The sequence below is a fragment of the Agrobacterium sp. MS2 genome, assembly GCF_003261015.1.
Taxonomy (GTDB): Bacteria; Pseudomonadota; Alphaproteobacteria; order Rhizobiales; family Rhizobiaceae; genus Agrobacterium; species Agrobacterium pusense.
Genome location: NZ_QLNF01000012.1, coordinates 1 through 25,738, shown reverse-complemented (window position 1 = coordinate 25,738; position 25,738 = coordinate 1). Strand labels below are relative to the sequence as shown.

The window sequence follows — 25,738 nt, the reverse complement described above, 5'->3', positions numbered from 1 at the left end:
CCAATTACTGGTAATGGAAGCGGCACTGGATGATCTCCAGCCTTTGTTCGCTGCCGGACCCGGATACACGATAGACAAACCGATGCTCGGCGGAAATCCGACGAGACCAATATCCTGCCATATCGCCCTTCAGAGGCTCCGGTTTTCCTAGCCCAGCAAAGGGCGTCCGTTTGGCATTCCGTATGAGGTCGTTAATTTTCTCTACCATACGAGCATCGGTTCTTTGCCAGAACTCGTAATCGTCCCATGAACTCAGCGTCCAGACGAGCTTCATTCTTCGGTTGGATCCCGCTCGATGATATCGCCGCGTTCAAGTTGATCCATGGAAGTACGAAGTCGTAAGGCATTTGCCGGGTTGGATAAAAGATGCAGCGTTTCCTGCATGCTCTCGTATTCCCCCTCAGCGAGAACCACGACCGCCTCCTTCCCCTGCCGAGTAACCAGCAACGGCGCGCGCGTCTCCAGAACCCGGTCGAAATGGGTCGCGAAGTTCTGCCGGAATTCCGTGAATCGCACATTTGCCATGAGAACCGCCTCTCGTAGATATGTACAGATTTATGTACGTATCGTTGATCGAGAGTCAAGCTAAACCGGCCCGTTCCCTAACGGAAAAGGCCGGAGCTTTCGCCCCGGCCTCCAAAATTTTCATCAAGCAATGAAGCTTAGTTGACGGCCTTGTCGACCAGCTTGTTCTTGCCAATCCAGGGCATCATGCCGCGGAGCTTCGCGCCGACTTCTTCGATCTGGTGGCTGTCGTTGTTGCGACGGATGCCCTTGAAGCGAGCGCCGCCGGCCTTCCATTCCTGCATCCACTCGGAGGTAAACTTGCCGGTCTGGATGTCGTGCAGGACGCGCTTCATTTCAGCCTTGGTGTCGGCAGTGATGATGCGCGGACCGGTGACGTATTCGCCCCATTCTGCGGTGTTGGAGATCGAGTAGTTCATGTTGGCGATGCCGCCTTCATAGATCAGGTCAACGATCAGCTTCACTTCGTGCAGGCACTCGAAATAGGCCATTTCCGGAGCGTAACCGGCTTCGACCAGAGTTTCGAAACCAGCGCGGATCAGTTCGACGAGACCGCCGCACAGAACGACCTGTTCGCCGAAGAGGTCGGTTTCGCACTCTTCCTTGAAGTTGGTCTCGATGATGCCCGAACGGCCGCCGCCAACGCCGCAGGCGTAGGAAAGAGCGAGTTCAAGGGCGTTGCCCGAAGCGTTCTGGTGAACGGCAACGAGGCACGGAACGCCGCCGCCCTTCTGGTATTCGCCGCGAACCGTGTGGCCAGGGCCCTTCGGTGCGATCATGACGACGTCGACCGATGCCTTCGGCTCGATGAGGCCGAAGTGAACATTGAGGCCGTGCGCGAAAGCAATCGCTGCGCCATCACGGATGTTGCCGGCAATGTCGGCCTTGTAGATGTCGGCCTGCAGTTCGTCAGGCGTTGCCATCATCAGCAGGTCGCCCCACTTGGCGGCTTCGGCAACGGTCATGACCTTGAAGCCATCGGCTTCGGCCTTCTTGACGGTCGGAGAACCGGCCTTGAGAGCGATGACGACGTTCTTGGCACCGGAATCCTTGAGGTTCAGCGCATGGGCGCGGCCCTGGGAGCCGTAACCGACGACGACGACATTCTTGGACTTGATGAGATTGAGATCGGCATCACGATCATAATAAACGCGCATTTTATGGTCCTTCCCTAATGCTTGTCTCTCAGTTGTCTGAACCGGAAGCTTAAGCGACCTTGCCGCCCAGTTCCGAATGTACCTTTTCCGTGCCGTAGAGTGCCAGGAAGGCAATGACCGCCTTCTTCGCCCGGGCAGAAAAATCCTTGTCCGGCGCCTCGCCCAGCAGCATGCGCACATGCAGATCCGAGACGATAAGGCCGTAAAAACTGCGATATGCCTCTTCGGCATCATCGAAACGCAGGTAACCGGAACGGCGACCTGCCTCGATCAGCCCACGGGCGCGGCGGTCGATCTGGCGACGACCACGTTCCAGCAGCAGATCACCGAGCTTCGAGCCATCCCGGCTCGCCTGCCCTATCGCCAAACGGTTAAGCGCCAATGACACGTCGCCTGCCAGCACATCCAGCAGATCATGGGCGAAAACCTCGAGGTGATCGGCAAGCTGCGGTGCGGAGACGCGGTCACCCGCCTTTTCGAAGGTGCGGACCTTGCTCTGCTGAAAGGTGATCATCGCCGCCAGCAGGCCATCGCGATCACCGAACCACTTGTAAAGGCTTTCCTTGGAACAGTTGGCGGCGCGCGCCAGTCCCGATGTGGTCAGCGCTTTCTCGCCGCCTTCGACCAATAGACGCAATGCCTGGTCCAGAACGGCGTTCTGGCGCGGCGAAAATTCCTGCGCTGTGATCGGGTCGGAAGCCAAGTCTTTCCACTCCAGGGGCTCGATTGATGTACCGTACGGTACGGTTCGAGCGCCATTTAAGCGGAGGCTGCGTTGCGGTCAAGCGGATTCTTTAGAGGGGGATGAGAATTGAAGCGGTGCGGCGTGGGATGAATAGCACGCGGGGTACGTCTTCAGGCGGTTGTGTGTGGTAGCGGGTCGTCGGTGGGTGTGGCTTACCCCCCCTCTGCCTTGCCGGGCATCTCCCCCACAGGTGGGGAGATAGATATGCGGCAAGGTTTTGCCCATCTCGACCTTAGAGAATGAAGTGGCGATAGCGCATCTTGTCGATCTCCCTCCTTGTGGGGGAGATGCCCGGCAAGGCAGAGGGGGGGTAAGCCACACCCACCGACGACCCGCTACGAATGCACAGCCCCAGTCTACCCCGCCGCAATCTCGCGCGATGCATCGATATCCCGCGACGGCGATAATCCGTAAAAGCGGCTATATTCTCGGCTGAACTGCGAAGGGCTCTGATAACCGACGCGATGGCCCGCGGTGCCGGCATCCAGTCGCTCCAGCAGCATAAGCCGCCGCGCCTCATGCAGGCGAAGCTGCTTCTGGTACTGGACCGGCGTCATGGCCGTGATCGTCTTGAAATGATGATGGAAGGACGAGACGCTCATGCCGATGTGATCTGCAAGGTCTTCGACGCGCAGCTGGCGTGCGAAATTCTCGCGCAGCCATGCGATGGCGCGGGCGATGCGGTTGCCGTGACTTCCAGCGGCAATGATGTTCATCAGCTGCCCGCCGGCCGGTCCGGTCAAAATGCGATAAAGGATTTCCTGTTCGATGAGCGGCGCCACGGCGGCAATGTCTGCAGGACGATCGAGCAGGCGCAGCAGGCGGATGGCCGCATCGAGAAGTTCCGGCGTGGCTGTGTTGACCACGATGCCGCGCTGCGCATTCGTCGGCTCCACCGGCGGATCGATAGGAACACGCCGCATGAGATCGAGCAGCTTTTCACTGTCGATGGCAAGCGAGATGCAGAAATGCGGCACTTCCCTGCTCGCCTCCACCACCCGCCACGCAACCGGCAGATCAAGCGATGTCAGGAGATAATCGCCGGCACCGTAGTTGATGGTGTCCGTCCCCAATTGGACGCTTTTCGATCCCTGGATCACCATGGCGAGACAAGGGCGATAACTGCCGTGGCAGGGAGCGCTCGGAGTCGTACGCCGGCTGATGCCAAGGGAGCCAATTGCCGTCTGCACCTCGCCGTCGCTGGTGGCATGCCGCGCGGCGATGGAGGCAATTTCCTGATAGACATTGAATGACAAGGACATAGGGGAAATCCCTTGACTGACGGAAGAGGTGTGTTTGATGTCATCTATCTAGAAAGCCTCTCGGCCCGCGCAAAGAGCGCACCATCATATTTTTGCAGGATCGTGCAAAAAGCTAGGAGGATCGCTCTAACGCCCGTTCGTTCTTCCATTGCATATTCCGCCGTCCCCAACTCCCGAAAGGATATTCACATGGCTATTGCAAGAGGTTACGCTGCGACAGATGCGTCGAAGCCGCTTACCCCGTTCACCTTCGAACGCCGCGAGCCGAATGATGACGACGTCGTCATCGATATCAAATATGCCGGTATCTGCCATTCCGACATTCATACCGTCCGCAACGAATGGAAGAACGCCGTCTACCCGATCGTTCCGGGCCACGAAATCGCCGGTGTCGTCCGCGCCGTTGGCTCCAAGGTCACCAGATTCAAGGTCGGTGATCATGTCGGCGTGGGCTGTTTTGTCGATTCCTGCGTCGGTTGCGCCACGCGCGATCTCGACAATGAACAGTACATGCCGGGTCTCGTGCAGACCTATAACTCCGTCGAACGCGACGGAAAGACCGCCACGCAGGGCGGTTACTCCGACCATATCGTCGTGCGGGAAGATTACGTCCTCTCCATTCCGGAAAACCTGCCGCTCGACGCCTCCGCTCCCCTGCTCTGCGCTGGTATCACGCTTTATTCGCCGCTTCAGCACTGGAATGCCGGCCCGGGCAAGAAGGTGGCTATCGTCGGCATGGGCGGTCTTGGCCATATGGGCGTGAAGATCGGTTCAGCCATGGGCGCGGATATCACCGTGCTTTCGCAGACACTCTCCAAGAAGGAAGACGGCCTTAAGCTTGGTGCGAAGGAATATTATGCCACCAGCGATGCCTCGACCTTCGAAAAGCTCGCCGGTACCTTCGACCTGATCCTCTGCACCGTTTCGGCGGAAATCGACTGGAATGCCTATCTCGGCCTGCTGAAGGTCAATGGCACCATGGTGCTTCTCGGTGTGCCTGAACATGCGATCCCAGTGCACGCCTTCTCGGTCATCCCCGGCCGTCGTTCTCTGGCTGGCTCTATGATCGGCTCCATCAAGGAAACCCAGGAGATGCTGGATTTCTGCGGCAAGCACGACATCGTGTCCGAAATCGAAAAGATCGACATCAAGGACGTCAACGAGGCTTATGAGCGCGTGCTGAAGAGCGACGTACGTTACCGCTTCGTCATCGACATGGCGTCGCTCGACGCTTGATGCGTCCGGAAACGGCGAAACAGGAAACGGCGGGAAGCCATGCTTCCCGCCGTTTCTTTGTCGCTTGCCTCACGCCTCGTCCTTCAGCGTTTCTTTCTGGGTGATCAGCCGCGCGCTGTGCTGGCCACTCAAGTAAATCCAAAGCCAGCTCCACGCCACGGCCAGCCGCGAACGCGTTCCGATCAGGAAATAGATATGGGCAAGTCCCCATATCCACCATGCCAGCACGCCCTTGAGCTTGAACCGGCCAAAATCGATCACCGCGGCGCGTTTGCCGATCGTGGCAAGATTGCCCTGATGGCCGTAGCGGAAGGGGGAAGGAAACGGCTTGCCGTCAAGCCGCGCCTTGATGACCTTCGCGACATAAGCGCCCTGCTGCTTTGCCGCAGGCGCAATACCCGGCACCGGCTTGCCGTTTTCCTGATTGACGGCGGCGGTATCGCCGATGACGAAGATATCGGGATCATCTTCCAGATTAAGCTGTGGCCCCACAATGGCCCGCCCTGCCCTGTCGGCGGCGGCATTGAGCCATTTGGCCGCGGGAGAAGCCTGCACGCCGGCGGCCCAGACGACCGTACGGCATGGATAATGGGTCTCGCCCACCGTCACGCCCTCGTCGCTGCAGGCCGTCACCGGCGTTCCGAGCAGAACCTCGACGCCAAGTTTCTCAAGCGCCTCCTTGGCATAGGCCGAAAGATCCTCCGTAAAGACCGGCAGCACGCGGGGACCAGCCTCGACGAGCAGCACGCGGGTCTTTCGGGTGTCAACGTTGCGGAATTCCGCCGGCAGCGCCTTATGGGCAAGCTCTGCAATCATGCCTGCCATTTCCACGCCGGTCGGGCCTGCCCCTATGATGACAAAAGTTAGCAGTGCCTGTCGTTCCTCTTCGCTGGTCGCGAGTTCGGCCCGTTCGAAAGCCAGAAGCAGGCGGCGGCGGATCGTTGTCGCATCCTCCAGCGTCTTGAGACCCGGCGCGGAACGCTCCCACTCATCGTGACCGAAATAGGCGTGGCGTGCGCCTGTCGCGAGCACCAAAGTGTCGAAACGGATCGTTTCACCGGTGTTGAGATGCACGGTCCGGGCCGCCCGATCCACGCCGGTCACCTCGGCAAGCAGCGTCGTGACCTCCTTGCGATCGCGGTAGAGATGACGGATCGGCCACGCGATCTCGGATGTCGCCAGCGCAGTCGTCGCAACCTGATAAAGCAATGGCTGGAAAAGATGATGATTGCGACGATCGATCAATGTGATGCGGACAGGGGCCCCCTCCAGCCCGTGTACCAGCTGCAAACCGCCGAAGCCTCCACCCACGACGACAACATGATGTTCTTGCATATGTCTCTGCCTTCAAAAGCCCGAGCACCGGTCCGGAAAGTGAATTCCGACTATCGGAAACGCCGATACTCAACCCAGAACCTAGTTCGGCGGGACCGGTTCCGACATATCTCCCGCCGCCCTCGCGCACGGAGCATGCGCAAGGCAGAACATAGGCGAAAAAATTGGCTTTGGTTATGAAATAGCCTGACCGCAGGCCTGCCGAAAACGCCGGACTGTTTCCGCCATGCCATATTCCAGGGCATCCGCCGTCAACCCGTGGCCGATTGAAACCTCGGCCAGATAAGGGATACGTTTCATCAGCTTTGGCAGGTTCGCGACGGTGAGATCATGGCCCGCATTGACGGCAAGTCCGAGCGCCGCAGCATGGTCCGCCGTCCGCCCAAGCGTCTCGACGAGCACATCGGCCTTGTGCGGATCGTCATAACAGCCGCCATAGGGCCCGGTATAAAGTTCGATACGCACAGCGCCCGTCTCAGCCGCCAGTTCCACCGGCTCGCGTTCGCCGTCGCCATCTGCGAAAAGCGACACCCGCATGCCGCCCGATTTCAGCCGTCCGACGACCTGCTTCAGAAATTTCGCATGCGCGCGGAAATCCCAGCCATGATCGGAGGTTGCCTGCGACGGATCGTCAGGTACGAGTGTGACCTGTTCGGGCTGGGTCTTTTCGCACAGAAGGAGAAAATCCTCACTCGGATATCCTTCAATGTTGAACTCCGCGGAGGGAAACCTGTCATCGATCAGCGCGCGCAGGGCCGGTAGATCCGAGAAGCGGATATGGCGCTGGTCAGGCCGCGGGTGTACAGTCAGCCCGCTCGCCCCCGCCTCCAGTGCAATATGCCCGAAATGCGCGACATCCGGCCATGGAAGATCGCGGCGGTTGCGTAACATGGCAATTGCGTTCAGATTGACAGAGAGTTTTGCGGGCATGGCATCGGGCTCCGGTTCGGAATTGACATCCTGTTTCACGCAGGTTGACGCCGACCGCAAGGAGGCTGATAAATTTTTTATCATACCGGGAACGAAAGTGCGCATGACACGTTCCGGTTTTGATGTAGCGTTTGGCGTTATGTTTTTATCGAAAAACGGTCTGTTGCGGGGGAATAAGCAGCAGACGCCTTTAAAAAGGCAGACACGCTGCCGGAGAGCGCGAAGGGGGAGACAATGCAGGATGGCCGGATGCCGTTCGAAAGTCACGGCGACGAGGACAAACCTAATCTAAGGGTCAACAGCTTTCTACCGGATATAAGCCTGCCCTCATCGCTGCCCGCGGAACCGGTTCCGATCGCCGACATGGCCAATATCTTCGGAGTGACCCACCGTACCCTGCATTTTTACGAAGAAAAGGCACTGCTGACATCTAAACGCATCGGACAGATGCGGGTCTATTCTCACCGCAACGTCCAGCGCATGGCCGTTATCAACGTTTGCCGCGAAGTCGGTATTTCCGTGGCTTCGATTACGGAGATCATGGAAAAACTGGTCCGTTCTCTCTCGCAGGAAGAGGCAGACGATATATTTCGCGACGCACTAAGGCAGCGAAAGCGAGAGTTGACGGCGGAGCTTTCCACGCTCCAGCGCCAGGCCCAGCAGATCGAGGAACTGCTCGTCACCGATAGCGACGAAGATGGCGCGGACGCGGCCGAGCGGGGACAGGCAAACGACATCGCGCTGACCGATCCTGAACGGAAATGTCTCGAACTCATGGCGGAAGGATACGCCCCTGTCAGGCTCGCCCGCGCCCTTGGCCTTTCGGCAAACGAGCTTAACATCCTCGAAGCGAAGATTATCGGCAAGTTCAGCGCCAGCAACCGTTTTCAGGCGGTGGCTAAGGCGGTTCTGCTCGGCGTCATCCGCGCCTGATCAGGATCAGCGAACGATGGTCAGGGTCTCAGCCGCGCGGGTAATGGCGGTGTAAAGCCACCTCTCGCGCGAGTCCCGGAACGCATAACTCTCATCGAAGAGAACCACGTTATTCCATTGCGAACCCTGGGCCTTGTGCACCGTCAACGCATAGCCGAAATCGAATTCGTCATAACGCTTGCGCGTGGACCACGGAATTTCGGTCTCCACGTCCTCGAAGGCCGCCTTCAGCAGTTTGATCTTGGCCGCACCGCGATCCATATCGTCGTCTTCAGGCCGGATCATCAGGTTGATGCCAGGCTTCACCGTCTCGCGCGACGAACTCATCACCTGCCACAGCGAGCCGTTGAGCAGGCCCTTGGCCGGATCGTTGCGAAGGCAGACCAGCTTGTCGCCCGATTGCGGATAATCGGCGGTAAAACCCTTTAGCTCGCGAAGACGTTGATTGTAGCGGCGGCGGGTGCGGTTGGTGCCAACCAGCACCTGATCGGCATCGAGCACCAGCGACTGCGTCACCTCGGATTTGGAGATCACCTGCGCGGAACCATAATCGCCGCGCATGATCTCCCGGCCTTCCCGCACATCCATGGCAAGATGGATGATGGGATTGTCCTTCGCCTGGCGATGGATTTCCGACAGCAGATAATCCGGCTCCTGCTCGGTAAAGAAGCCTCCGCCCGAAACCGGCGGCAGCTGGCCGGGATCGCCGAGCACGAGGATCGGCGTGCCGAAACTCATCAGATCCTTGCCAAGCTGTTCGTCTACCATCGAACATTCATCGATGATGATGAGCGCCGCCTTGGCGAGCGGACTCTGGCGGTTGATGGAGAACATCGGCGCAATCGAGGTCTTGCCGGTTTCTTCGTCTTCCACCGTCTCCTCTCCGCGCGGGCGGTAGATCAGGGAGTGGATGGTGCGGGCATTGGTCGCGCCGCGGGAACGCAGCACCTGCGCCGCCTTGCCGGTGAAGGCCGCAAACAGCACCTCTCCATCGACGTTTTCCGCAAAATGCTTGGCAAGCGTGGTCTTGCCGGTTCCGGCATAACCGAACAGCCGGAAAACCGGCGACCGGCCTTCCTTGAGCCAGCGGGAAACAGCTTTGAGCGCTTCGTCCTGTTGCGGTGAAAATAACATGCGCCCTCATCGCAGGATTCGAGCCTGGTACGCAACCGAAAAAGAACGAAAGATGAATGTCGTGAGCGCTGAAGCGCAGGTTTACGCCCGGTTTTCTCCGTTCGTCATCAGGCTGCTGAAAAAAATATTTTGCGAAGGGAATAAATCACGGACCAGCGGTGTCTCTTGTTGTGCCGGCGGCTCGAGCCCGCCCGAACCAAGGAGGATATGTCCATGAAAATCCGCTTCATCGTCCCCGCCCTCGTTCTGGCCTTTGCCGGAACAGCCTATGCCGCCCCGGCGGTCGAAACGGTCAAGACCGAAAAAGGCAATGTGCTCGCAGGTGAAAAAGGCATGACGCTCTACACTTTCAAGAACGACAAGAAGGGCGTATCCAATTGTTATGACAAATGCGCCACGAACTGGCCGCCCTTCTTCGCTGCGGAGAATGCGAAAGCCGAAGGGGTTTACTCCATCGTGACGCGCAAGGACGGCAAGAAGCAATGGGCGAAGGACGGCATGCCGCTCTATTACTGGATCAAGGACACCAAGAAGGGCGATGCCACCGGCGACGGCGTGAACGGTGTGTGGGATGCAGCAAAACCCTGACGAGATGGAAGCTGCGACGCGGGGGAGACAATCCCCCGCGGCCGGCAGCTTCGAAGCGGAGATGCTGGCCCTGATACCGATGCTGCGCCGTTATTCCCGCAGCCTTTCGCGCTCAGATACCGATGGAGAGGACCTGTTGCAGGACTGCGTCGAAAAGGCGCTGGCCAATAAAGCAACATGGCGGGGAACCGGTTTGAAATCATGGGCCTACACCATAATGACGAACCTTTATCGCAACCGCCACCGGACAGAGAAACGGCATCCTTCGGAAAGTCTCGATGAAACGATCGCCGCTGCCGAAACGCTGGGCGATACGCTGGAGAACGACCGCCTGCATGGCGCGCTTGCGCTGCTTTCGCCTGAGATGCGCGCCGTACTGATGCTGGTGACGGTGGAAGGCTACAGTTATCAGGAGGCGGCGGAGACATTATCGATCCCGGTCGGCACCGTCATGTCCAGACTGTCCCGCGCCCGCGAAACCCTTCGCCAGCATCTGGCGGCGGATAATATCATTCCCCTGCGGAGACCACGATGAAACGGGCTGATGCCATAACCGAAGACGACCTGCACGCCTATGTCGACGGGCTTCTCTCCGACGATGACCGCGCGGCTGTCGAGGCATGGCTCGCGGAAAGACCGGAAGAGCAGAGCCGGGTGGAAGACTGGAAGAGACAGGCCGACAGCCTGAGAAATGCCTTCGCCTCCTATGCCGCCGCACATCCGCGTGACGCATCGATGCTGACTCGCGAAAAGGTCGCACGCGCCTGGCGGCTTAAACCCCTTCTCCTGCGAACCGCGGCAGCCTTCCTGATCTTCACGGCGGGCGCGGCAGCCGGCAGGCTTCTGCCTTGGTCCGTTTCCACGCCGCAGGATGTGGTGCTGGCATCGCTGACGACGGACATTCCTGCCCAGGCGAAATCCGCTTATCTCATCTACGCGAGCGAAGTGCGTCATCCCGTAGAGGTGGGGGCCGGGGAACAGCAGCATCTCGCAACCTGGCTTGGCAAGCGGCTCGGCTACCCCTTCGCGATTCCCGATCTTTCGAAGATTGGATATGACCTCGTCGGTGGGCGTCTTATCCCCGTCAGCGGCAAGCCGGGTGCGATGTTGATGTACCAGGACAGGACCGGCAGGCGGGTGACGGTGCTGATAGGCCACAACGAGGAAAACCGCACCACCAGTTTCCGCATGGCCAGCGCCGACGGAATCGAGACCTTCTACTGGATCGACAACGAGCTGGGTTACGCCGTCTCCGCGGAACTGACGCGAGCCGAGGTACAGGCGATCGCCGAGGAATGTTACCGGCAGTTCCCGACATAGAGTCGCCGAGTGGAGCCGCTATTTCAGCATCGGCCAGAGACTGATGACGAGAAGCACGGCCATGCTGATGTTGAACCATTTGAGCCGGACCGGAACGGAGAGCCAGTCGCGAAGCGCCGAGCCGAAACCGGCCCAAGTGGAAACACTGGGAAGATTGACGGCAGCGAAGGCCACCCCCACAAGCATTACGGTAAGGAAATACTGCGTCTCATCCGTATATGTCGCCATTGCCGTGACCGCCATCACCCACGCCTTGGGATTGACCCACTGGAACGCCGCTGCTGCAAGAAAACTCATCGGCTGCGAAGCCGCCGTGCCTTCATGGAGGCTGCGGGACGTTCCGATTTTCCACGCGATCCAGACGAGATAAAGCCCACCCGCAAATTTCAGCCCGGTATAAAGTGCCGGTACCGAATGCAACAGTGCCCCGAGGCCAAATCCGACCCCTATCAGCAGCGAAAGAAAGCCCGCACCGATGCCGAGCATATGCGGGACGGTGCGACGGAAACCAAAATTCACGCCGGAAGCAAACAGCATCATATTGTTCGGACCGGGCGTGATGGAGGTGGTGAAGGCAAACAGCACCAGCGCGATAAATGTCTCGGCAGTCATGATCTCTCCTGTGAAGGCAACCCTACCCACGGGACCGCCATCAGACCAGCCCGGCAAACCGATCGACGAGGTCAATTTTTTTGATGGATCGATCCCGCCCGTGCCGGGTTGAGAAGTCGGAACAAAGGCTTATTCTTTCCCCGAAAACCCTGGAGCGAAACGATGTATGATGACATTCCCTACGTTGCCCTCCCATCCGGAAAAGAGGCCCCAGCCCTCGGCCTCGGGACGTGGAACATGGGGGAGACGAGATCATCCGCCGAGCAGGAGGTTGAAAGTATCCGACGGGCCATCGACCTTGGCATGACGTTGATTGACACTGCGGAAATGTACGCGGACGGCCGATCGGAAGAGATAGTCGGCAGGGCTATCGTCAATCATCGCGAAGACGTGTTTCTGGTAAGCAAGGTCTATCCTTGGAATGCCAGTGCCACCGGCACTGCTGACGCCTGCGAGCGCAGCCTCGCCCGGCTTGGCACCGACCACATCGATCTCTATCTGCTGCACTGGCGCGGAGAGCACCCACTCGAAGAAACCGTGGCGGCTTTCGAAAGACTGAAGAGGGACGGCAAGATCGGCGACTGGGGCGTCTCCAATTTCGACACGGACGACATGGAAGAGCTTTTCGCTGTTCCTGACGGCAGGAACTGCGCCGCCAATCAGGTACTTTACAATCTGTCCCGACGCGGGCCGGAGTTTTCGCTGTTGCCCTGGTGCCAGCAGCACGGCGTGCCACTGATGGCCTATTCTCCCATAGAACAGGGCCGTATTCTCAAGAACCATGAACTCATACGCATCGCCAAGGCCTATCAGGCGACCCCGGCGCAACTGGCTCTGGCTTTTCTGCTGGAAAGGGAAGGCGTCATCGCGATCCCGAAATCCTCGAATCCTGCGCGCGTCGAAGAAAATCGCGGCGCGACCGATCTTGATATAACCGAGGAGGACTGGGCCGCCCTGGATGCCGTCTTCCCCCCGCCAACGCGCAAGACGGCGCTGGAAATGCTTTGACGCAACAAACGGTTAGGAAACACTTCGGAATCAATCGCTCAAGCGGTTGAATCGGAATGTGAACGCCAAGTCCCATAGGCAGCCCTGTCGCCCAAGGGAAAATCAGGCGGACCAATCGAAACGGCGCGGCAAGCCGCGCCGTTGCATCACGAGAACGCACCGTGCCTATTGCGGTATCCGGTGCTCATATTCCTCTTTCAGACCCAGCCATGTTTCCCAGAAGGGTCCCGGCTCCTCCTCCTGAAGGCGGGCAGCGAGAACATCAAGGTGCACGTGCCAACCGGCGCTGACATTGAGCCTGGTGGTGCGATCCGCCAGCCGGCGATGGATCAGCGTCAGGAGCACGTCCTTACCAAGAGCCTGGAGTTCGATGGAAACCTCGGCACCCTCGCCCCATGTGAAAACAAGGCGGTGCGGCGGAACAACCGTAATGATGCGGGAAGCCATCCTGTGCTCTTCGGAAAAGCCCTCAGGGCGGCGTCCGGGTGGATTGGAAAGTTCATCATTCCGCCACACCAGCTCGAATGGTGCGCCGGCGGCAAGCCGCATCTCGCCGGAAGCCAGCCAGCGGCGGCGAAGGTCGCTCTCCGTCAGATAGGCCCATACCCGTTCGACCGGCCCCGGCAGCAGCCGCTCGATTTTCAGGGTCGTCGGTTCAACGAGGCGACCATAGTTGTCAGGCATTGCAATATCAGCCATTGTCATTTCCTCCATCTGCAGGGGTTTTTCCCTGATCTTCCTCCCTGAGCATCTGCTCAAGAATATCGAGGCGGCTGCCCCAGAACTGCCGGTAGAAATCCAGCCATTCATGCGCTTCTTCCAGCCGTTCCGGCGCAAGGCGGCAGACATGGATACGCCCCCTCACCTCGCGGCGGATGAGCCCCGCATTTTCCAGCGCCTTGATGTGCTTTGAAGCCGCAGCGAGCGAGATGTCGAACGGCTGAGCCAACTGTGTCACCGTTCGCTCACCGCGGGAAAGATCCCGCAGCATCGTGCGTCGCGTGGCGTCGCCCAAGGCATGAAAGACAGTGTCTAGATGTGAAGCGGATAATTCAACCATGTTGTTGAATATAGACTCCCGCCCAAGAAAGTCAACCATATGGTTGAATATATATCAGCCAAGAGCAGGCCATAAAAAACCCGCGGCGAACCGCGGGCTTGTATTCCAACATCTGCTCTGAAGACGGAGATTACATCCCCTGCGAACCGCGGTTCATCGCCGCGATCCCAGTGCGGCAGATTTCGATCAGGCCGAGCGGCTTGATGATCGCCACGAACTGGTCGATCTTCGACGACTTGCCGGTGATTTCGAAGATGAAATGCTCCACCGTCGCATCCACGACCTTGGCCTGAAACGCATCGGCAAGCCGCAACGCCTCGGCACGGACTTCACCGGTGCCGGCAACCTTGATCAGCGCCACTTCCCGCTCGATCGGCCGCTCCTGCCCCAGTTCGCGGGCGCGAACGGTCAGGTCGAGAACCCGGTGCACCGGCACGATCCGTTCCAGCTGCGCCTTGATCTGCTCCAGCACGATGGGCGTGCCGCGCGTGACGATGGTAATGCGCGAGAGATGCGCCTCATGTTCGGTTTCCGAAACCGTCAGGCTTTCAATGTTGTAGCCACGGCCGGAAAAGAGCCCGATGACCCGAGCCAGCACGCCGGGCTCGTTGTTGACGAGAACCGACAGCGTGTGGTTTTCGACGGCAGCCGTTTCCTTCTGAATGAAGTAGGCGGAGCCGGTAGGTTGTAGGTGTGCGTTCATGTCCTTTTCCTCTCCCGGCTCAGACTAGCTGACGGCCCTTGGCGTCAATGGCGTTGGCAACTGCTTCATCCGTCGCCTCATCCGGCAACAACATCTCGTTATGAGCCTTACCAGACGGAATCATCGGGAAGCAATTGGCGAGATTGGCAACACGGCAGTCGAAAATGACCGGCTTCTTGACTGCGATCATCTCGGCAATCTTGTCATCCAATTCCTTCGGGTCGTCGCAATACATGCCAACCGCGCCATAGGCTTCCGCGAGCTTGACGAAATCGGGCATGGCTTCCGTATAGGAGTTGGACAGACGGTTGCCGTGCAGCAGCTGCTGCCACTGGCGCACCATGCCCATATACTGGTTGTTGAGGATGAAGATCTTAACCGGCAGGCCATACTGGATGGCGCAGGACATTTCCTGAATGCACATCTGGATCGAGGCGTCACCGGCAATGTCGATAACCAGCGCTTCGGGGTGCGCGACCTGAACCCCGATGGCCGCCGGCAGTCCATAACCCATGGTGCCGAGACCGCCCGAGGTCATCCAGTGGTTCGGCTCCTCGAAGCCAAAAAACTGCGCCGCCCACATCTGGTGCTGGCCGACTTCTGTCGTGATGTAGGTGTCACGCCCCTTCGATGCCTCATAAAGCCGCTGCAGTGCATATTGCGGCATGATGACATCGTTGGAATTCTTGTAGGCGAAGGAGTTGCGGGCACGCCAGCGCTCGATCTGCGCCCACCAATCCGCCGTCTGCGCCTTCTCAGGCTTCTTCGGCAAAGCGCGCCACAGGCGAACCATGTCTTCGAGGACATGGCTGACATCACCAATGATCGGAACGTCGACGCGAACCGTCTTGTTGATCGAGGAGGGATCGATATCGATATGGATCTTCTTCGAATTCGGCGAGAAAGCGTTGATGCGGCCGGTAATACGGTCGTCGAAACGCGCGCCGACGCAGACGAGAACGTCGCAATCATGCATCGTCATGTTGGCTTCGTAGGAACCGTGCATGCCCAGCATGCCGAGCCAGTTCTTGCCGGACGCCGGATAGGCACCGAGACCCATCAATGTCGACGTGATCGGGAAGCCGGTCAGCTCGACCAGTTCACGCAGCAACCGGGTTGCTTCCGGGCCGGAATTGATGACGCCGCCGCCGGTGTAGAAAACCGGCTTTTTCGCCTTCGACATCAGTTCGATGGCGGCATGGATGGCATTAAGGTCACCCTGAACCTTCGGCTTGTAGCTCTTCTGCTGGACGGCGGCGGAAGGCGGCGTGTAGGTGCCGGTGGCGAACTGGATGTCCTTCGGGATATCGACAACGACAGGACCCGGGCGGCCGGTCTGCGCAATGCGGAAAGCCTCATGGATGATACCAGCCAGTTCGTTGACGTCCTTTACCAGCCAGTTGTGCTTGGTGCAGGGGCGCGTGATGCCAACAGTATCGCATTCCTGGAACGCGTCCGAGCCGATCAGCGTGGTGGGAACCTGGCCGGACAGGCAGACGAGCGGAATGGAATCCATCAGCGCATCCTGCAGCGGGGTGACCGCATTGGTCGCGCCGGGACCTGAGGTGACGAGCATGACACCGACCTTGCCGGTCGAGCGGGCATAACCTTCAGCCGCATGGCCAGCGCCCTGCTCATGGCGCACGAGAATATGCTGGATGTCTTCCTGCTGGAAAATCTCGTCATAGATCGGAAGTACGGCGCCGCCGGGATAACCGAAGATGTGCTCGACGCCGTTGTCCTTCAGCGCCTGCAGAACGATCTCCGCACCTGTCATGCGATTGCTGTTTTCCGTATTGTCCTTATCCGTCATTGCCTGTTTCCATCCCGCTTTGGCTTTGGATATCGAGGAGCCCGAGGGCCTGTTTGAAGACATAAAAAAAGGCCCCTAGAGGAGCCTCGTTCAGCGCATGGGTGCTTTCGCCGGATGGTTACACCATCCTGCCCATGCGCCGTCCCACCACGATAAGTACGTTAAGATTTTTCATGGGCCGGAGTGTTAGCCACAAAAGCCCCAGCCGTCAACGCATATTGCATGAAAAAATCACCGTCGCCTTCTTTTATTACCGGAAAGCGTGCCTGCGCGAAATTTTCGAACGCGAGCGATACACCTGTTGTTAAGCATAATCTTTTATACCGGGAAGGCAGATGCTGCCGGAACCACCGCGATCATCCGCATGTACCGGGAAAAAATGTGAGTAACGACACGTTTCATAACGCGTCCCGCATGGGCGAAAACGAAAGGCGATCCGGCGAGCAGCCGGCGAACCGCATGCTCGGCCGTGTCATCGCCTGCGACGGCGCCCGCGCCACCATTGTTACGGAAACCGAACCGGGCACCACAGACGTATCGCAGCTCTGGTCCGTCGGACGCCTGATCTCCATTGAAATGGGCACGAGCCGCGTCGCCGCGCTTGTCTTTGCCATGCGCACCGGCGAAGAATACTGGGCGCCAGACAAGCCGAACAGGCTGCTGATCGACGTTGAACTCGTGGGCGAGGTTTATCGTACCGAAGATGGCAGCGAACGCTTTTCCACCGGCATCTCCCGTTATCCCTATCTCGGCGCGGTCGCGCATCGTATCCGTGCGAGCGACCTCTCCAGGATTTACGACGGCGGCAAGCGCGACGCCTGCGTCATCGGCAAGCTGACGCAGGACGATACGATCAATGCCGCCATCAATATTCCGCAGATGCTGGCCAAACATTTCGCCGTTGTCGGTTCGACCGGTGTGGGCAAGACCACTGCGGTCTCCCTGCTTTTGAACAAGGCAATCGAGACCGACCCGAAACTGCGTGTCCTCATTCTTGATCCGCACAACGAATTCGCCGCCGCCTTCCCAGATCATTCCGTCGTCATCGACACCGATACGCTGGACCTTCCCTTCTGGTTGATGCGCCTTGAGGAGTTCGCGGAAGTTGTGTTCCGCGGCCGCAAACCCGTGCCGGAGGAAATGGATGTTCTGCGGGATCTGATTCCCGAGGCGAAAAAAGCGTTTCGCGGAACCGAAGGTTCGGCCGTTCGCCGCACCTCCGACAAGAGCGCGATCACACCGGACACGCCGGTTCCCTACCGCATCGCCGATCTTCTCGCCCTCATTGACGAGCGCATCGGGCGGCTGGAGGGGCGTGGCGAAAAACCGGCGCTGCGCACGCTGAAAGGCCGCATTCTTTCGGCCATCAACGACACGCGTTATAATTTCATGTTTTCCAGCAATACGATCAGCGACACGATTCTGGAAACCGTGGCGCATATTTTCCGCATCCCCGGGGAAGGCAAACCGATTTCGGTATTCCAACTGTCGGGCATCCCGTCCGAAGTGGTAAACTCGGTGGTTTCCGTTCTTTGCCGTATGTCCTTCGAACTGGCGGTGCTGGCGCGCGGTTCGCTGCATATGCTCGTGGTGTGCGAGGAAGCGCACCGTTATGTTCCCGCCGACCCCGAGCGCGGCTTTTTCCCCACCCGGCAATCCATCGCCCAGATTGCCAAGGAAGGCCGGAAATACGGCATTTCGCTGGGCATCATCACCCAGAGACCCAGTGAGCTGGATCAGACAATCCTGTCGCAATGTTCGACTGTTTTCGCCATGCGGCTGTCGAACGAGATCGACCAGAAGATCATTCTCTCGGCTGTGCCGAACGCATCGGCCTCAACCACAAGCTTTCTTTCCTCCATCGGCAATGGCGAAGCCATCGCCTTCGGCGAGGCAGTCGGGGTGCCAATGCGCATGCGTTTCGACCGGGTGCCCACCATCAAATTGCCCAAGGCGAGCGGCACGATCAGCCACGCCAGCCAGGAAACGCCCGATACCGTTGACCTGAACGCCATCGTCACCCGCATGCGCGCCGCAAGCAGACCGGTTATCACAGGCTTTCAGCAGAGCGTGGAAGCGGCCTTTTCAGATCCGGCGGAACCGGCCGCGCGGCCTCTCGACGCGGCCGATATCGATCCCTGGAAGCGGGAGTTGGGGGCGGCCGTAAGCGAGGAATACGAACCCTACCGCCCGGACATGCTACCCGGGCGCGCCCTGCCTGCATCACAAAATCCGGTAGGCACCGACACCGCCTCCAGCGCCGTCAACGAGTTGCGCAAAGCCGGTTTCCAGATGCAGGCGCAGAATGGTCCCCAGGGTGATACACGCCCGTCGCTGCGTGAAAGCCTGCTCAAGAAACCGCTCGGCAGTCTCTACAGGAAAGATTGAGTTCCTTCACGGCTGAATACGCATCCAGTCTTCATCCATCTGGTTGCGGAACCATGTCATCTGCCGTTTGGCGTATTGTCGGGTTGCAGCGGCCGATCTTTCAACTACATCCGCCGTGCTCATGCGCCCGGCCAGCATTTCAGCGATCTGGCCAACGCCAATCGCCTTCATGACGGTGGCATCGGCCGGAAGATCGAGGGCGAGAAGCGCCTGTACCTCCTCCACCGCACCGCTATGCATCATGGCTTCGAAACGCCGGTTGATACGCGCATGCAATACCGGCCTCTCCGGCAGGACCACGAGTTTTTGCGCCCGGTCCGGATCAACGATCATCGGGCCACGGGCAAGCTGAAAATCCCTGATGGACTTCCCGGTCGCTTCAAGCACCTCCAGCGCGCGGACAATACGCTGGCCGTCTCCCGGCTGGAGCATGTCGGCCATGACGGGATCGCGCCGGGCAAGCTCGGCGTAAAGGATGGCTGCGCCTTCTTCGATCAACCGGGCCCGCATCGGCTCACGGATCGTGTCCGGAATGGCAGGCATGTCGGAAAGCCCGCCTGTCAGCGCCTTGAAATAAAGCCCCGTGCCGCCGACGATGACGGGGAAACGCCCCTGCCCGCGCAGATCGGCAAGCACGGCGGAGATGTCCCGCAGCCATTCGCCCGTGGAGTAGAGGCTGCTCGCCGGCACGTGACCGTAGAGGAGATGCGGCACCCCCTCCATCTCGTCTTCGGACGGTCGGGCGGTCAACACGCGCAGCGTGTCGTAAACCTGCATGCTGTCGGCATTGATGACGACACCATCCCGCTCCACAGCCAGACGAAGCGCAAGCGCGGACTTGCCGCTAGCCGTCGGGCCGGTTATCAGGATCGCATCAAAATTCTCATCAAGGTTTTTCATCATGGCTCTGGTTGCCACGCTTATCGCCAATCCGTCAAATCCTGTTCTGACACCGGCCCTCGGCGAAGCGGCCGCGAAGGCCGTGAACGCATCGGGCCTCTACTGGCTGGCGGACGGGATTGCCTGCGATATCGCACTGCCCTCCGGCACCGCAACCGAGCAGGCACACAGGACTATCGCTGACACCCTCGCCGGCCAGCCGATCGATATCGTGATCCAGGAGCAGGACCAGCGCCGCAAGAAACTCCTGATCGCAGACATGGATTCGACCATGATCGGTCAGGAATGCATCGATGAGCTGGCAGCTGAAGTCGGGCTGAAGGACAAGGTCTCCGCCATCACCGCACGCGCCATGAACGGCGAAATCGCCTTTGAACCGGCACTGCGGGAGCGCGTCGCGTTGCTGAAAGGACTGCCGGTTGCTGTCATCGATGACGTCATAGAAAAGCGCATCACGCTGACCCCGGGTGGCAAGGAACTCATCGCCACCATGAAGGCGAAAGGCTATTACACGGCCCTCGTGTCAGGCGGTTTCACCGTCTTCACCAGCCGTGTCGCCGCGGTGCTCGGTTTTGACGAGAACCGCGCCAATCTGCTTGGTGAGGCAAATGGCGAGCTTGATGGCACCGTTGCCGAACCCATCCTCGGAAAACAGGCCAAAGTGGATGCGTTGAATGATATTGCCGCCAAACTCGGCATTTCTCCAGATGAGGCGATGGCGGTTGGCGATGGAGCCAATGATCTGGGCATGCTGCATGTGGCGGGCGCGGGCGTCGCGCTGCACGCCAAGCCGGCCGTGGCGGCCGAAGCGCAGATGCGCATCGACCATGGCGACCTGACGGCGCTTCTTTACATTCAAGGTTATCGAAAGACGGACTTTGTCACCCCATGATCATTCGCGAGACGCCAAGACTTATTCTGCGCGAGTGGAAGGAGAGCGACCGAGACCTTTTCCGTGAAATCAATGCCGACGAGAAGGTCATGGAATTTTTCCCCTTCCGCCGCAGCCATGCGGAAGCGGACGCGGTTCTCGAAACCATCAATGGCATGATCCGCGGCAGTGGTTATGGCTTCTATGCGATGGAGCAGCGGGAAACAGGCGAATCCATGGGATTTTGCGGTATTTCGCCCGTCCTTAATCTCGACCCGCCCTTCCCGGTCGGCACCATGGAGATCGGCTGGCGGCTCGCCACCCGTTTCTGGGGACATGGCTATGTCACCGAAGCGGCGCAGTCGCTGCTCGTGATGGCCTTTGACGAAAAGGAGACGCCGGAAATCGTCTCCTTCGCTGTCTGGAACAACCACCGTTCGACGGCCGTGATGGAGCGAATCGGGCTGAAACGTGATCCCTCGCGGGATTTCGACCATCCCCGCGTGCCCGCGGAGACGCATCCCCATCTGCGTCCGCACGTCACCTATGCGCTGACGCTGGAGCAATGGCGGGCGCGTTGACGTGACCCGCCGGTCCGGAATTATTTCACCGCGGCGTTGCCACCATCGGCAAAAAGCGCCGCGCCAGCGACAAAACTCGCCATCGGGCTGGCGAGGAAAAGCGCTGCCTGCGCTATTTCCTCGGGCTGGGCAATGCGTTTCATCGCATGCAGGCCGGCGGCCCAGTCCTTTTGTGCCTGATCCCCTGCCATCGGCGTGTCCACACCCCCGGGCAACAACGCATTGGCGCGAACGCCGCGGGCGGCATAATCGGCGGTAATACCCTTCACCAGCCCCATCAGCGCGGCCTTCGCAGCGCCATAAGCCGACATGCCCGGTATGCCGACACTGGTGCCGACGAAGCTTGAGGTAAAGACGATAGAACCGCCGCCGCGCCTCAGCATCAGCGGAATCTGATAGCGCGCGCCAAGAAAGGCGGAAGTCAGGTTGACGTTAAGCACGTAATCCCATTCGTCAGGCGAAATCTCCGCCAGCGGCTTGGCGGCACCCACGCCGCCCGCATTGTTGACGGCGATATCGAGACCACCAAAAACGTCGGTGGCCGCCTCGGCCAAACAGGAATGGGTTTCCGCAACGCCAGCGTCGCCGGCAACCGTGTGCACATGTCCGCCCGCCTCACGAATCTCGGCGGCAACCTCGTCCAGCGCCTTTTCGCCGCGCGCATTGATGACGACGGCGGCGCCATGAGCGGCAAACAGGCGCGCCGTTGCGCGGCCGATGCCGGATGACGCGCCGATGATGATGGCGACTTTGTTTTCAAGTAATTTCATAGCCTTGGTCTCCGTTCGGTGGAGGCCAAGGCTTAAAGAGCCGGCAGCATCGGAACCACCCGATTCCTGCCCGACCGTGCGGAAAGCGTTATTCCAGCGGCAGCGCCACCACGCGCAGATTGCCCTGCGCATCGGCCACCATCATGTGGGCGTTCTTGCGGCCTTCCGATTTCAGACCATTCACCCGCACCAGCACGTCGCCGGGAACCTCCATGAAGTCCTGTCCGACTTCCACAATCACATCGCCTGCCTTCATGCCCTTCTGTTCTGCGGACGAACCCGGATCGACACTTGCGACCAGCACGCCTTCAACGCTCTCGGCAATGCCCTTTTCCGTCCGCAACTCATTGCTGAGCACAACGAGATTCATGCCAAGCACGCTCTGGGGCGCTTCACGCACCTCCGGAGTCTGATCCTGGGCCTGATCGTCGCCGCCATCATTGTCTTCCGGCGCGATCACACCGCTGTCGCCGTCGTCAGTCTGCTGGTCGTCAGTCGAAGCTTTCTCATCCGTGGTATCCTGCAGCTGGCCCAGCTTGACCTTGACGGTCTCTTCCTTTCCGTCGCGCAGGATGACGACATCGACTTCCTTGCCAACCGGGCTTTCCGCCACGATCCGCAGAAGGTCGCGCATCTCGTGAATATCCTTGCCATCGAATTTCAGCACGACGTCGCCAGCCTGGATCGGACCGTTTTCCACCGGGCCGCCCTTGGCGACCCCGGAAATCAGCGCGCCCTTGGCGCTGTCCATGCCGAGGCTTGCGGCGACATCGTCCGTGACCGGCTGGACACGAACACCCAGCCAGCCGCGGCGGGTCTCTCCGAATTCGATCAGTTGCTGAACGATGTTCTGTGCAAGCTCCGTCGGCACGGCGAAACCGATACCGATCGAACCGCCGCTCGGCGAAATGATCGCCGTATTGATGCCAATCACCTCGCCCTTCATGTTGAAGAGCGGGCCACCGGAGTTACCCTTGTTGATGGCCGCGTCCGTCTGGATGAAATTGTCATAAGGGCCGGCATTGATATTGCGGCCGCGCGCTGAAATGACGCCAACGGTCAGCGATCCGCCAAGCCCGAAGGGGTTACCGACCGCCATTACCCAGTCGCCAATGCGCATGCTGCGCGAATCGCCAAATTTGACCGCCTTCAGCGGCGTTTTTGGCTCCACCTTCAGAACGGAAAGATCGGTCTTGGTATCGGTGCCGACAAGCGTCGCCTTGAGCTTCGAGCCATTCGGGAAAATCACCTCGATGGCATCGGCACCCTCGATGACGTGGTTGTTGGTGACGACATAACCGGCGGGATCGATCACAAAACCGGACCCGAGGGAATTGACCTTTTCACCGCCTTCCGGCTTCTGGCTGTCGAAATAATCCTTGAAGAACTCCTGGAAGGGCGAACCTTCCGGCAGACGTGGCGGAACCGGCCCCTTGCCATCTGTCTTGACGTTCTGCGACGTGGAAATATTCACCACCGCATCCAGCAGCGGCTCGGCAAGATCGGCAACAGATTCCGGCCCGTGGCTTTGCGCGCCCGCCGGAAGCGGCGCCGCAAGGCTGCCCGCAACAAGCGCTATTACCGCGACTGCGGAAATGCTGCTGCGAAAAGGCGAAAGAAGGGTCACGGCCATATGCGTCCTCGCGTTTCAAATCGTCTTGCCCTGCATATATCGTCAAAGCATAAGGCGGAATGATGAAGTGTAAAAATACCTTTTCGTGAACAGGCGGGGACGCCTTGCCCTTAGCCACAGCATTGGCACGAAACCCCACCAAAAAGAAAGGGCCGGTAAAAACCGGCCCCTCCAAATTCATTTTATCCGCTATCAGTTCGCCGGCGCAGGTGCGGGCGCGGCCGGAGAGGCAGGGGCCGCACCGTCGATATTGTTGAAATAACGGAAGAAGGTCGAGTCCGGCGACAGAACCAGCGTCGTGCCATTGCCGTTCAGTGCGTTGGCATAGGCCGACATGGAGCGATAGAACTCGAAGAAGTTCGGATCACGCTGGAAAGCCTCGCCGAACACCTTGTTACGCTCCGCATCGCCTTCACCGCGCAGAACTTCGGACTGGCGGCGAGCGTCGGATTCCAGTTCCACAACCTGACGGTCGGCGATAGCGCGGCGGCGCTGCGCTTCTTCGTTACCACGGGCGCGGATCAGTTCGGCTTCCGCCAGACGCTCCGACTTCATGCGTTCGAAGGTCTGCTGGGAGACTTCCTGCGTCAGGTCGGTACGGCGGATGCGGACATCGACGATGCTGATGCCGAGCGATTCCGCATCGGGACGCAGATCGTCACGCACTTCCTGCATCATCGACGCACGTGCATCCGACAGCGCCGATTCGAAGCCGCGCAGACCGTAAACCCGGCGCAGCGATGCGTCGAGACGGGTGCGCAGGCGCGATTCAGCCGACATCTGGTCACCGGAGACCGTCTGCCGGAAGCGGCGCGCATCCGTAATACGGTACACCACGAAGGCATCGACCTCGTAGAACTTGCCGCCGGAAACCTGAACACGGATATTATCGTGGTCGAAACGCAAGGCGCGGTTCTCGATATATTGCACGCGGTCAGCATCCATGAAGGCGAAGGGCAGCTTGAAATAGAGGCCCGGCGCTGTTTTCACGTCCTGGATTTCACCGAAGCGGACGACGATGGCCTGCTGGCGCTCGTTGACCACGAAGATCGACGAATAACCGAGAAAAAGCAGGACGGCGAGACCGACGAGAACGGCTGTAAGACGGTTACCCATATCAGTTGCCTCCCTGCGGTGCTGCGCCCGGATTGTTGCGCATGATCTCGTTCAGAGGCAGATAAGGCACCACGCCCTGTTTTTCATCGATGATGATCTTGTTGGATCCCTTCAGGACCTGTTCCATCGTTTCCAGGAACATGCGCTGACGGGTCACCTCAGGCGCGGTGCGATACTGGTCATAGATGGAGACAAAGCGCTGCGCCTCACCCTGCGCCTCGTTGACGACGCGCGACTTGTAGGCGTTCGCCTCTTCGAGGATCTGCGCGGCCTGACCGCGAGCAGCGCCGAGCTTCTGGTTGGCGTATTGATTGGCTTCCTGAACGAAGCGGTCTTCGTCCTGCTCGGCACGCTGCACTTCATCAAACGCGTCGGCCACTTCACGCGGCGGCGCCGCATCTTCGATGGCCACGGCATTGATGGAAATGCCGGCGCCATAACCGTCCATGGTGGACTGGATGATGGTGCGCACATCCGCCGCAATCGCCTGACGGTTATCGCGGAAGATATCCTGCGCCGGACGACGGCCGACGACTTCGCGCATGGCGCTTTCGGAAACCTGCTGCAGCGTCTCGGCCGGGCTGTCGACGTTGAAGAGATAGGATTTCGGATCGGAAACCGTATAGAGCACCGAGAACTGAACGTTGACGATGTTCTGGTCGCCGGTGAGCATCACGCCGCTCGACGAGGACGACGAGGCCCGCGAACCGATATTCTGCTGCTGCTCGGTGACCTTGACGATTTCAACCGTCTCGATCGGCCACAGATGGAAATGCAGACCGGGCATCGAGATTTCGTCCTTCGGACGGCCGAAACGCAGCTCCACGCCGCGCTCGTCCGGCTGGACGGTGTAGATGGACTGGATGCCGAGGAAAACCAGCACGACGAGAACCACGATGGCAACTGCGCCGCCATTGAAACCGCCGGGCAGCACATTTTTGAAACGGTCCTGGCTGCGCCGGATGATCTCTTCCAGATCGGGCGGACCGCCATTGCCGCCGCCACCGCCGCGAGGCCGGTTAGGCCCCTGCCCCCACGGGCCGCCACCGCCGCCCTGGTTGTTTCCTCCACCGCCGCCGCCCCATGGGCCGCCGCCGCCATTCTGATTGCTCCAGGGC

General features: G+C 59.5%; 27 protein-coding genes. 9 read left to right on the top strand and 18 right to left on the bottom strand.

What is annotated here, in order from left to right; translation table 11 throughout:
* Positions 1-4 precede the first annotated feature (4 nt).
* The 5 genes from DOU54_RS04600 to DOU54_RS04575 all read right to left on the bottom strand — a co-directional run bounded on the left by DOU54_RS04600 (position 5) and on the right by DOU54_RS04575 (position 3,689).
* Positions 5-274, bottom strand: coding sequence for a Txe/YoeB family addiction module toxin (locus DOU54_RS04600; protein WP_037089950.1), 270 nt, complete (start codon positions 272-274; stop codon positions 5-7).
* Positions 271-525, bottom strand: a complete 255-nt coding sequence (locus DOU54_RS04595) for a type II toxin-antitoxin system Phd/YefM family antitoxin (RefSeq protein WP_037089948.1) — start codon at positions 523-525, stop codon at positions 271-273. Before DOU54_RS04595 ends, DOU54_RS04600 begins: the two co-directional genes overlap by 4 nt.
* 137 nt (positions 526-662) lie before the next feature.
* Positions 663-1,682, bottom strand: a complete 1,020-nt coding sequence (gene ilvC / locus DOU54_RS04590; RefSeq protein ID WP_113381164.1) for a ketol-acid reductoisomerase — start codon at positions 1,680-1,682, stop codon at positions 663-665.
* Positions 1,683-1,731: 49 nt separating this feature from the next.
* Positions 1,732-2,385: a TetR/AcrR family transcriptional regulator gene (locus DOU54_RS04585; protein WP_113381165.1), complete on the bottom strand. Its 654-nt coding sequence runs from the start codon at positions 2,383-2,385 to the stop codon at positions 1,732-1,734.
* Positions 2,386-2,783: 398 nt separating this feature from the next.
* Complete coding sequence (locus DOU54_RS04575; RefSeq protein ID WP_113381166.1) at positions 2,784-3,689, bottom strand: AraC family transcriptional regulator; 906 nt, start codon at positions 3,687-3,689, stop codon at positions 2,784-2,786.
* A 189-nt stretch (positions 3,690-3,878) separates the two neighbouring features.
* On the opposite strand from DOU54_RS04575, the gene DOU54_RS04570 reads away from it, so the two are divergent.
* On the top strand, positions 3,879-4,925 hold the full coding sequence (locus DOU54_RS04570) for an NAD(P)-dependent alcohol dehydrogenase (protein ID WP_004442709.1): 1,047 nt from the start codon (positions 3,879-3,881) through the stop codon (positions 4,923-4,925).
* Between the two features lie 69 nt (positions 4,926-4,994).
* On the opposite strand, the gene DOU54_RS04565 is transcribed toward DOU54_RS04570, so the two are convergent.
* Positions 4,995-6,260 carry an NAD(P)/FAD-dependent oxidoreductase gene (locus DOU54_RS04565; RefSeq protein WP_113381167.1) on the bottom strand — a complete coding sequence of 422 codons (1,266 nt, stop codon included), beginning with the start codon at positions 6,258-6,260 and terminating at the stop codon, positions 4,995-4,997.
* A gap of 174 nt (positions 6,261-6,434) precedes the next feature.
* A complete protein-coding gene (locus DOU54_RS04560) occupies positions 6,435-7,190 on the bottom strand; it encodes a pyridoxine 5'-phosphate synthase (RefSeq protein ID WP_113381295.1) in 756 nt (251 codons plus the stop codon).
* Positions 7,191-7,424: 234 nt separating this feature from the next.
* Here DOU54_RS04560 and DOU54_RS04555 point away from each other — a divergent pair, with 234 nt between their 5' ends.
* The gene (locus tag DOU54_RS04555; RefSeq protein WP_072494615.1) at positions 7,425-8,123 is read left to right on the top strand and encodes a MerR family transcriptional regulator; all 699 of its coding nucleotides are present in this window, start codon (positions 7,425-7,427) and stop codon (positions 8,121-8,123) included.
* Between the two features lie 6 nt (positions 8,124-8,129).
* On the opposite strand, the gene DOU54_RS04550 is transcribed toward DOU54_RS04555, so the two are convergent.
* On the bottom strand, positions 8,130-9,257 hold the full coding sequence (locus tag DOU54_RS04550; RefSeq protein WP_004442716.1) for an ATP-dependent DNA helicase: 1,128 nt from the start codon (positions 9,255-9,257) through the stop codon (positions 8,130-8,132).
* A gap of 207 nt (positions 9,258-9,464) precedes the next feature.
* Between DOU54_RS04550 and DOU54_RS04545 the strand changes: the two genes are divergently transcribed.
* Genes DOU54_RS04545 through DOU54_RS04535 form a run of 3 tightly spaced genes read left to right on the top strand, consistent with a single transcriptional unit; the run spans position 9,465 to position 11,165 of the window.
* On the top strand, positions 9,465-9,845 hold the full coding sequence (locus DOU54_RS04545) for a COG4315 family predicted lipoprotein (protein ID WP_044459614.1): 381 nt from the start codon (positions 9,465-9,467) through the stop codon (positions 9,843-9,845).
* Entirely contained in the window at positions 9,829-10,380 is a 552-nt protein-coding gene (locus DOU54_RS04540) for an RNA polymerase sigma factor (RefSeq protein WP_004442719.1), read from the top strand. Before DOU54_RS04545 ends, DOU54_RS04540 begins: the two co-directional genes overlap by 17 nt.
* On the top strand, positions 10,377-11,165 hold the full coding sequence (locus DOU54_RS04535) for an anti-sigma factor family protein (protein WP_004442721.1): 789 nt from the start codon (positions 10,377-10,379) through the stop codon (positions 11,163-11,165). Before DOU54_RS04540 ends, DOU54_RS04535 begins: the two co-directional genes overlap by 4 nt.
* An 18-nt stretch (positions 11,166-11,183) precedes the next feature.
* Here DOU54_RS04535 and DOU54_RS04530 read toward each other — a convergent pair whose 3' ends face one another.
* The gene (locus DOU54_RS04530) at positions 11,184-11,777 is read right to left on the bottom strand and encodes a LysE family translocator (protein WP_004442723.1); all 594 of its coding nucleotides are present in this window, start codon (positions 11,775-11,777) and stop codon (positions 11,184-11,186) included.
* Positions 11,778-11,939: 162 nt separating this feature from the next.
* Between DOU54_RS04530 and DOU54_RS04525 the strand changes: the two genes are divergently transcribed.
* Positions 11,940-12,785 (top strand): aldo/keto reductase, encoded by an 846-nt coding sequence (locus tag DOU54_RS04525; protein WP_113730887.1) that lies wholly within the window; start codon positions 11,940-11,942, stop codon positions 12,783-12,785.
* Between the two features lie 165 nt (positions 12,786-12,950).
* Here the strand turns inward: DOU54_RS04525 and DOU54_RS04520 are convergent, their stop codons facing one another.
* The 4 genes from DOU54_RS04520 to DOU54_RS04505 all read right to left on the bottom strand — a co-directional run bounded on the left by DOU54_RS04520 (position 12,951) and on the right by DOU54_RS04505 (position 16,361).
* Positions 12,951-13,484 carry an SRPBCC family protein gene (locus DOU54_RS04520; protein ID WP_004442726.1) on the bottom strand — a complete coding sequence of 178 codons (534 nt, stop codon included), beginning with the start codon at positions 13,482-13,484 and terminating at the stop codon, positions 12,951-12,953.
* Positions 13,477-13,845 (bottom strand): ArsR/SmtB family transcription factor, encoded by a 369-nt coding sequence (locus DOU54_RS04515; RefSeq protein ID WP_006697797.1) that lies wholly within the window; start codon positions 13,843-13,845, stop codon positions 13,477-13,479. The genes DOU54_RS04520 and DOU54_RS04515 overlap by 8 nt, the downstream gene beginning before the upstream one ends.
* 130 nt (positions 13,846-13,975) lie before the next feature.
* Positions 13,976-14,548 (bottom strand): acetolactate synthase small subunit, encoded by a 573-nt coding sequence (gene ilvN, locus DOU54_RS04510; protein ID WP_004442728.1) that lies wholly within the window; start codon positions 14,546-14,548, stop codon positions 13,976-13,978.
* A gap of 19 nt (positions 14,549-14,567) precedes the next feature.
* A complete protein-coding gene (locus tag DOU54_RS04505) occupies positions 14,568-16,361 on the bottom strand; it encodes an acetolactate synthase 3 large subunit (protein ID WP_004442729.1) in 1,794 nt (597 codons plus the stop codon).
* Between the two features lie 381 nt (positions 16,362-16,742).
* Here DOU54_RS04505 and DOU54_RS04500 point away from each other — a divergent pair, with 381 nt between their 5' ends.
* Positions 16,743-18,749 carry an ATP-binding protein gene (locus tag DOU54_RS04500; RefSeq protein WP_113381168.1) on the top strand — a complete coding sequence of 669 codons (2,007 nt, stop codon included), beginning with the start codon at positions 16,743-16,745 and terminating at the stop codon, positions 18,747-18,749.
* A 6-nt stretch (positions 18,750-18,755) separates the two neighbouring features.
* Here the strand turns inward: DOU54_RS04500 and miaA are convergent, their stop codons facing one another.
* Positions 18,756-19,652, bottom strand: coding sequence for a tRNA (adenosine(37)-N6)-dimethylallyltransferase MiaA (gene miaA, locus DOU54_RS04495; RefSeq protein WP_113381169.1), 897 nt, complete (start codon positions 19,650-19,652; stop codon positions 18,756-18,758).
* Here miaA and serB point away from each other — a divergent pair.
* Entirely contained in the window at positions 19,651-20,541 is an 891-nt protein-coding gene (gene serB / locus DOU54_RS04490) for a phosphoserine phosphatase SerB (protein WP_045531885.1), read from the top strand. The two genes, miaA and serB, sit on opposite strands and share 2 nt — an antisense overlap.
* The gene (locus DOU54_RS04485; protein WP_006697793.1) at positions 20,538-21,101 is read left to right on the top strand and encodes a GNAT family N-acetyltransferase; all 564 of its coding nucleotides are present in this window, start codon (positions 20,538-20,540) and stop codon (positions 21,099-21,101) included. The genes serB and DOU54_RS04485 overlap by 4 nt, the downstream gene beginning before the upstream one ends.
* A 20-nt stretch (positions 21,102-21,121) precedes the next feature.
* Here the strand turns inward: DOU54_RS04485 and DOU54_RS04480 are convergent, their stop codons facing one another.
* The 4 genes from DOU54_RS04480 to hflK form a co-directional block, all read right to left on the bottom strand.
* The gene (locus DOU54_RS04480; RefSeq protein ID WP_113381170.1) at positions 21,122-21,871 is read right to left on the bottom strand and encodes an SDR family oxidoreductase; all 750 of its coding nucleotides are present in this window, start codon (positions 21,869-21,871) and stop codon (positions 21,122-21,124) included.
* Positions 21,872-21,959: 88 nt separating this feature from the next.
* Positions 21,960-23,504, bottom strand: a complete 1,545-nt coding sequence (locus tag DOU54_RS04475) for a Do family serine endopeptidase (RefSeq protein ID WP_045531887.1) — start codon at positions 23,502-23,504, stop codon at positions 21,960-21,962.
* A 192-nt stretch (positions 23,505-23,696) separates the two neighbouring features.
* On the bottom strand, positions 23,697-24,620 hold the full coding sequence (hflC, locus tag DOU54_RS04470; protein WP_004442736.1) for a protease modulator HflC: 924 nt from the start codon (positions 24,618-24,620) through the stop codon (positions 23,697-23,699).
* Position 24,621: 1 nt separating this feature from the next.
* A partial coding sequence (gene hflK / locus DOU54_RS04465; RefSeq protein ID WP_113730885.1) for an FtsH protease activity modulator HflK occupies positions 24,622-25,738 on the bottom strand: 1,117 nt, incomplete at its 5' end.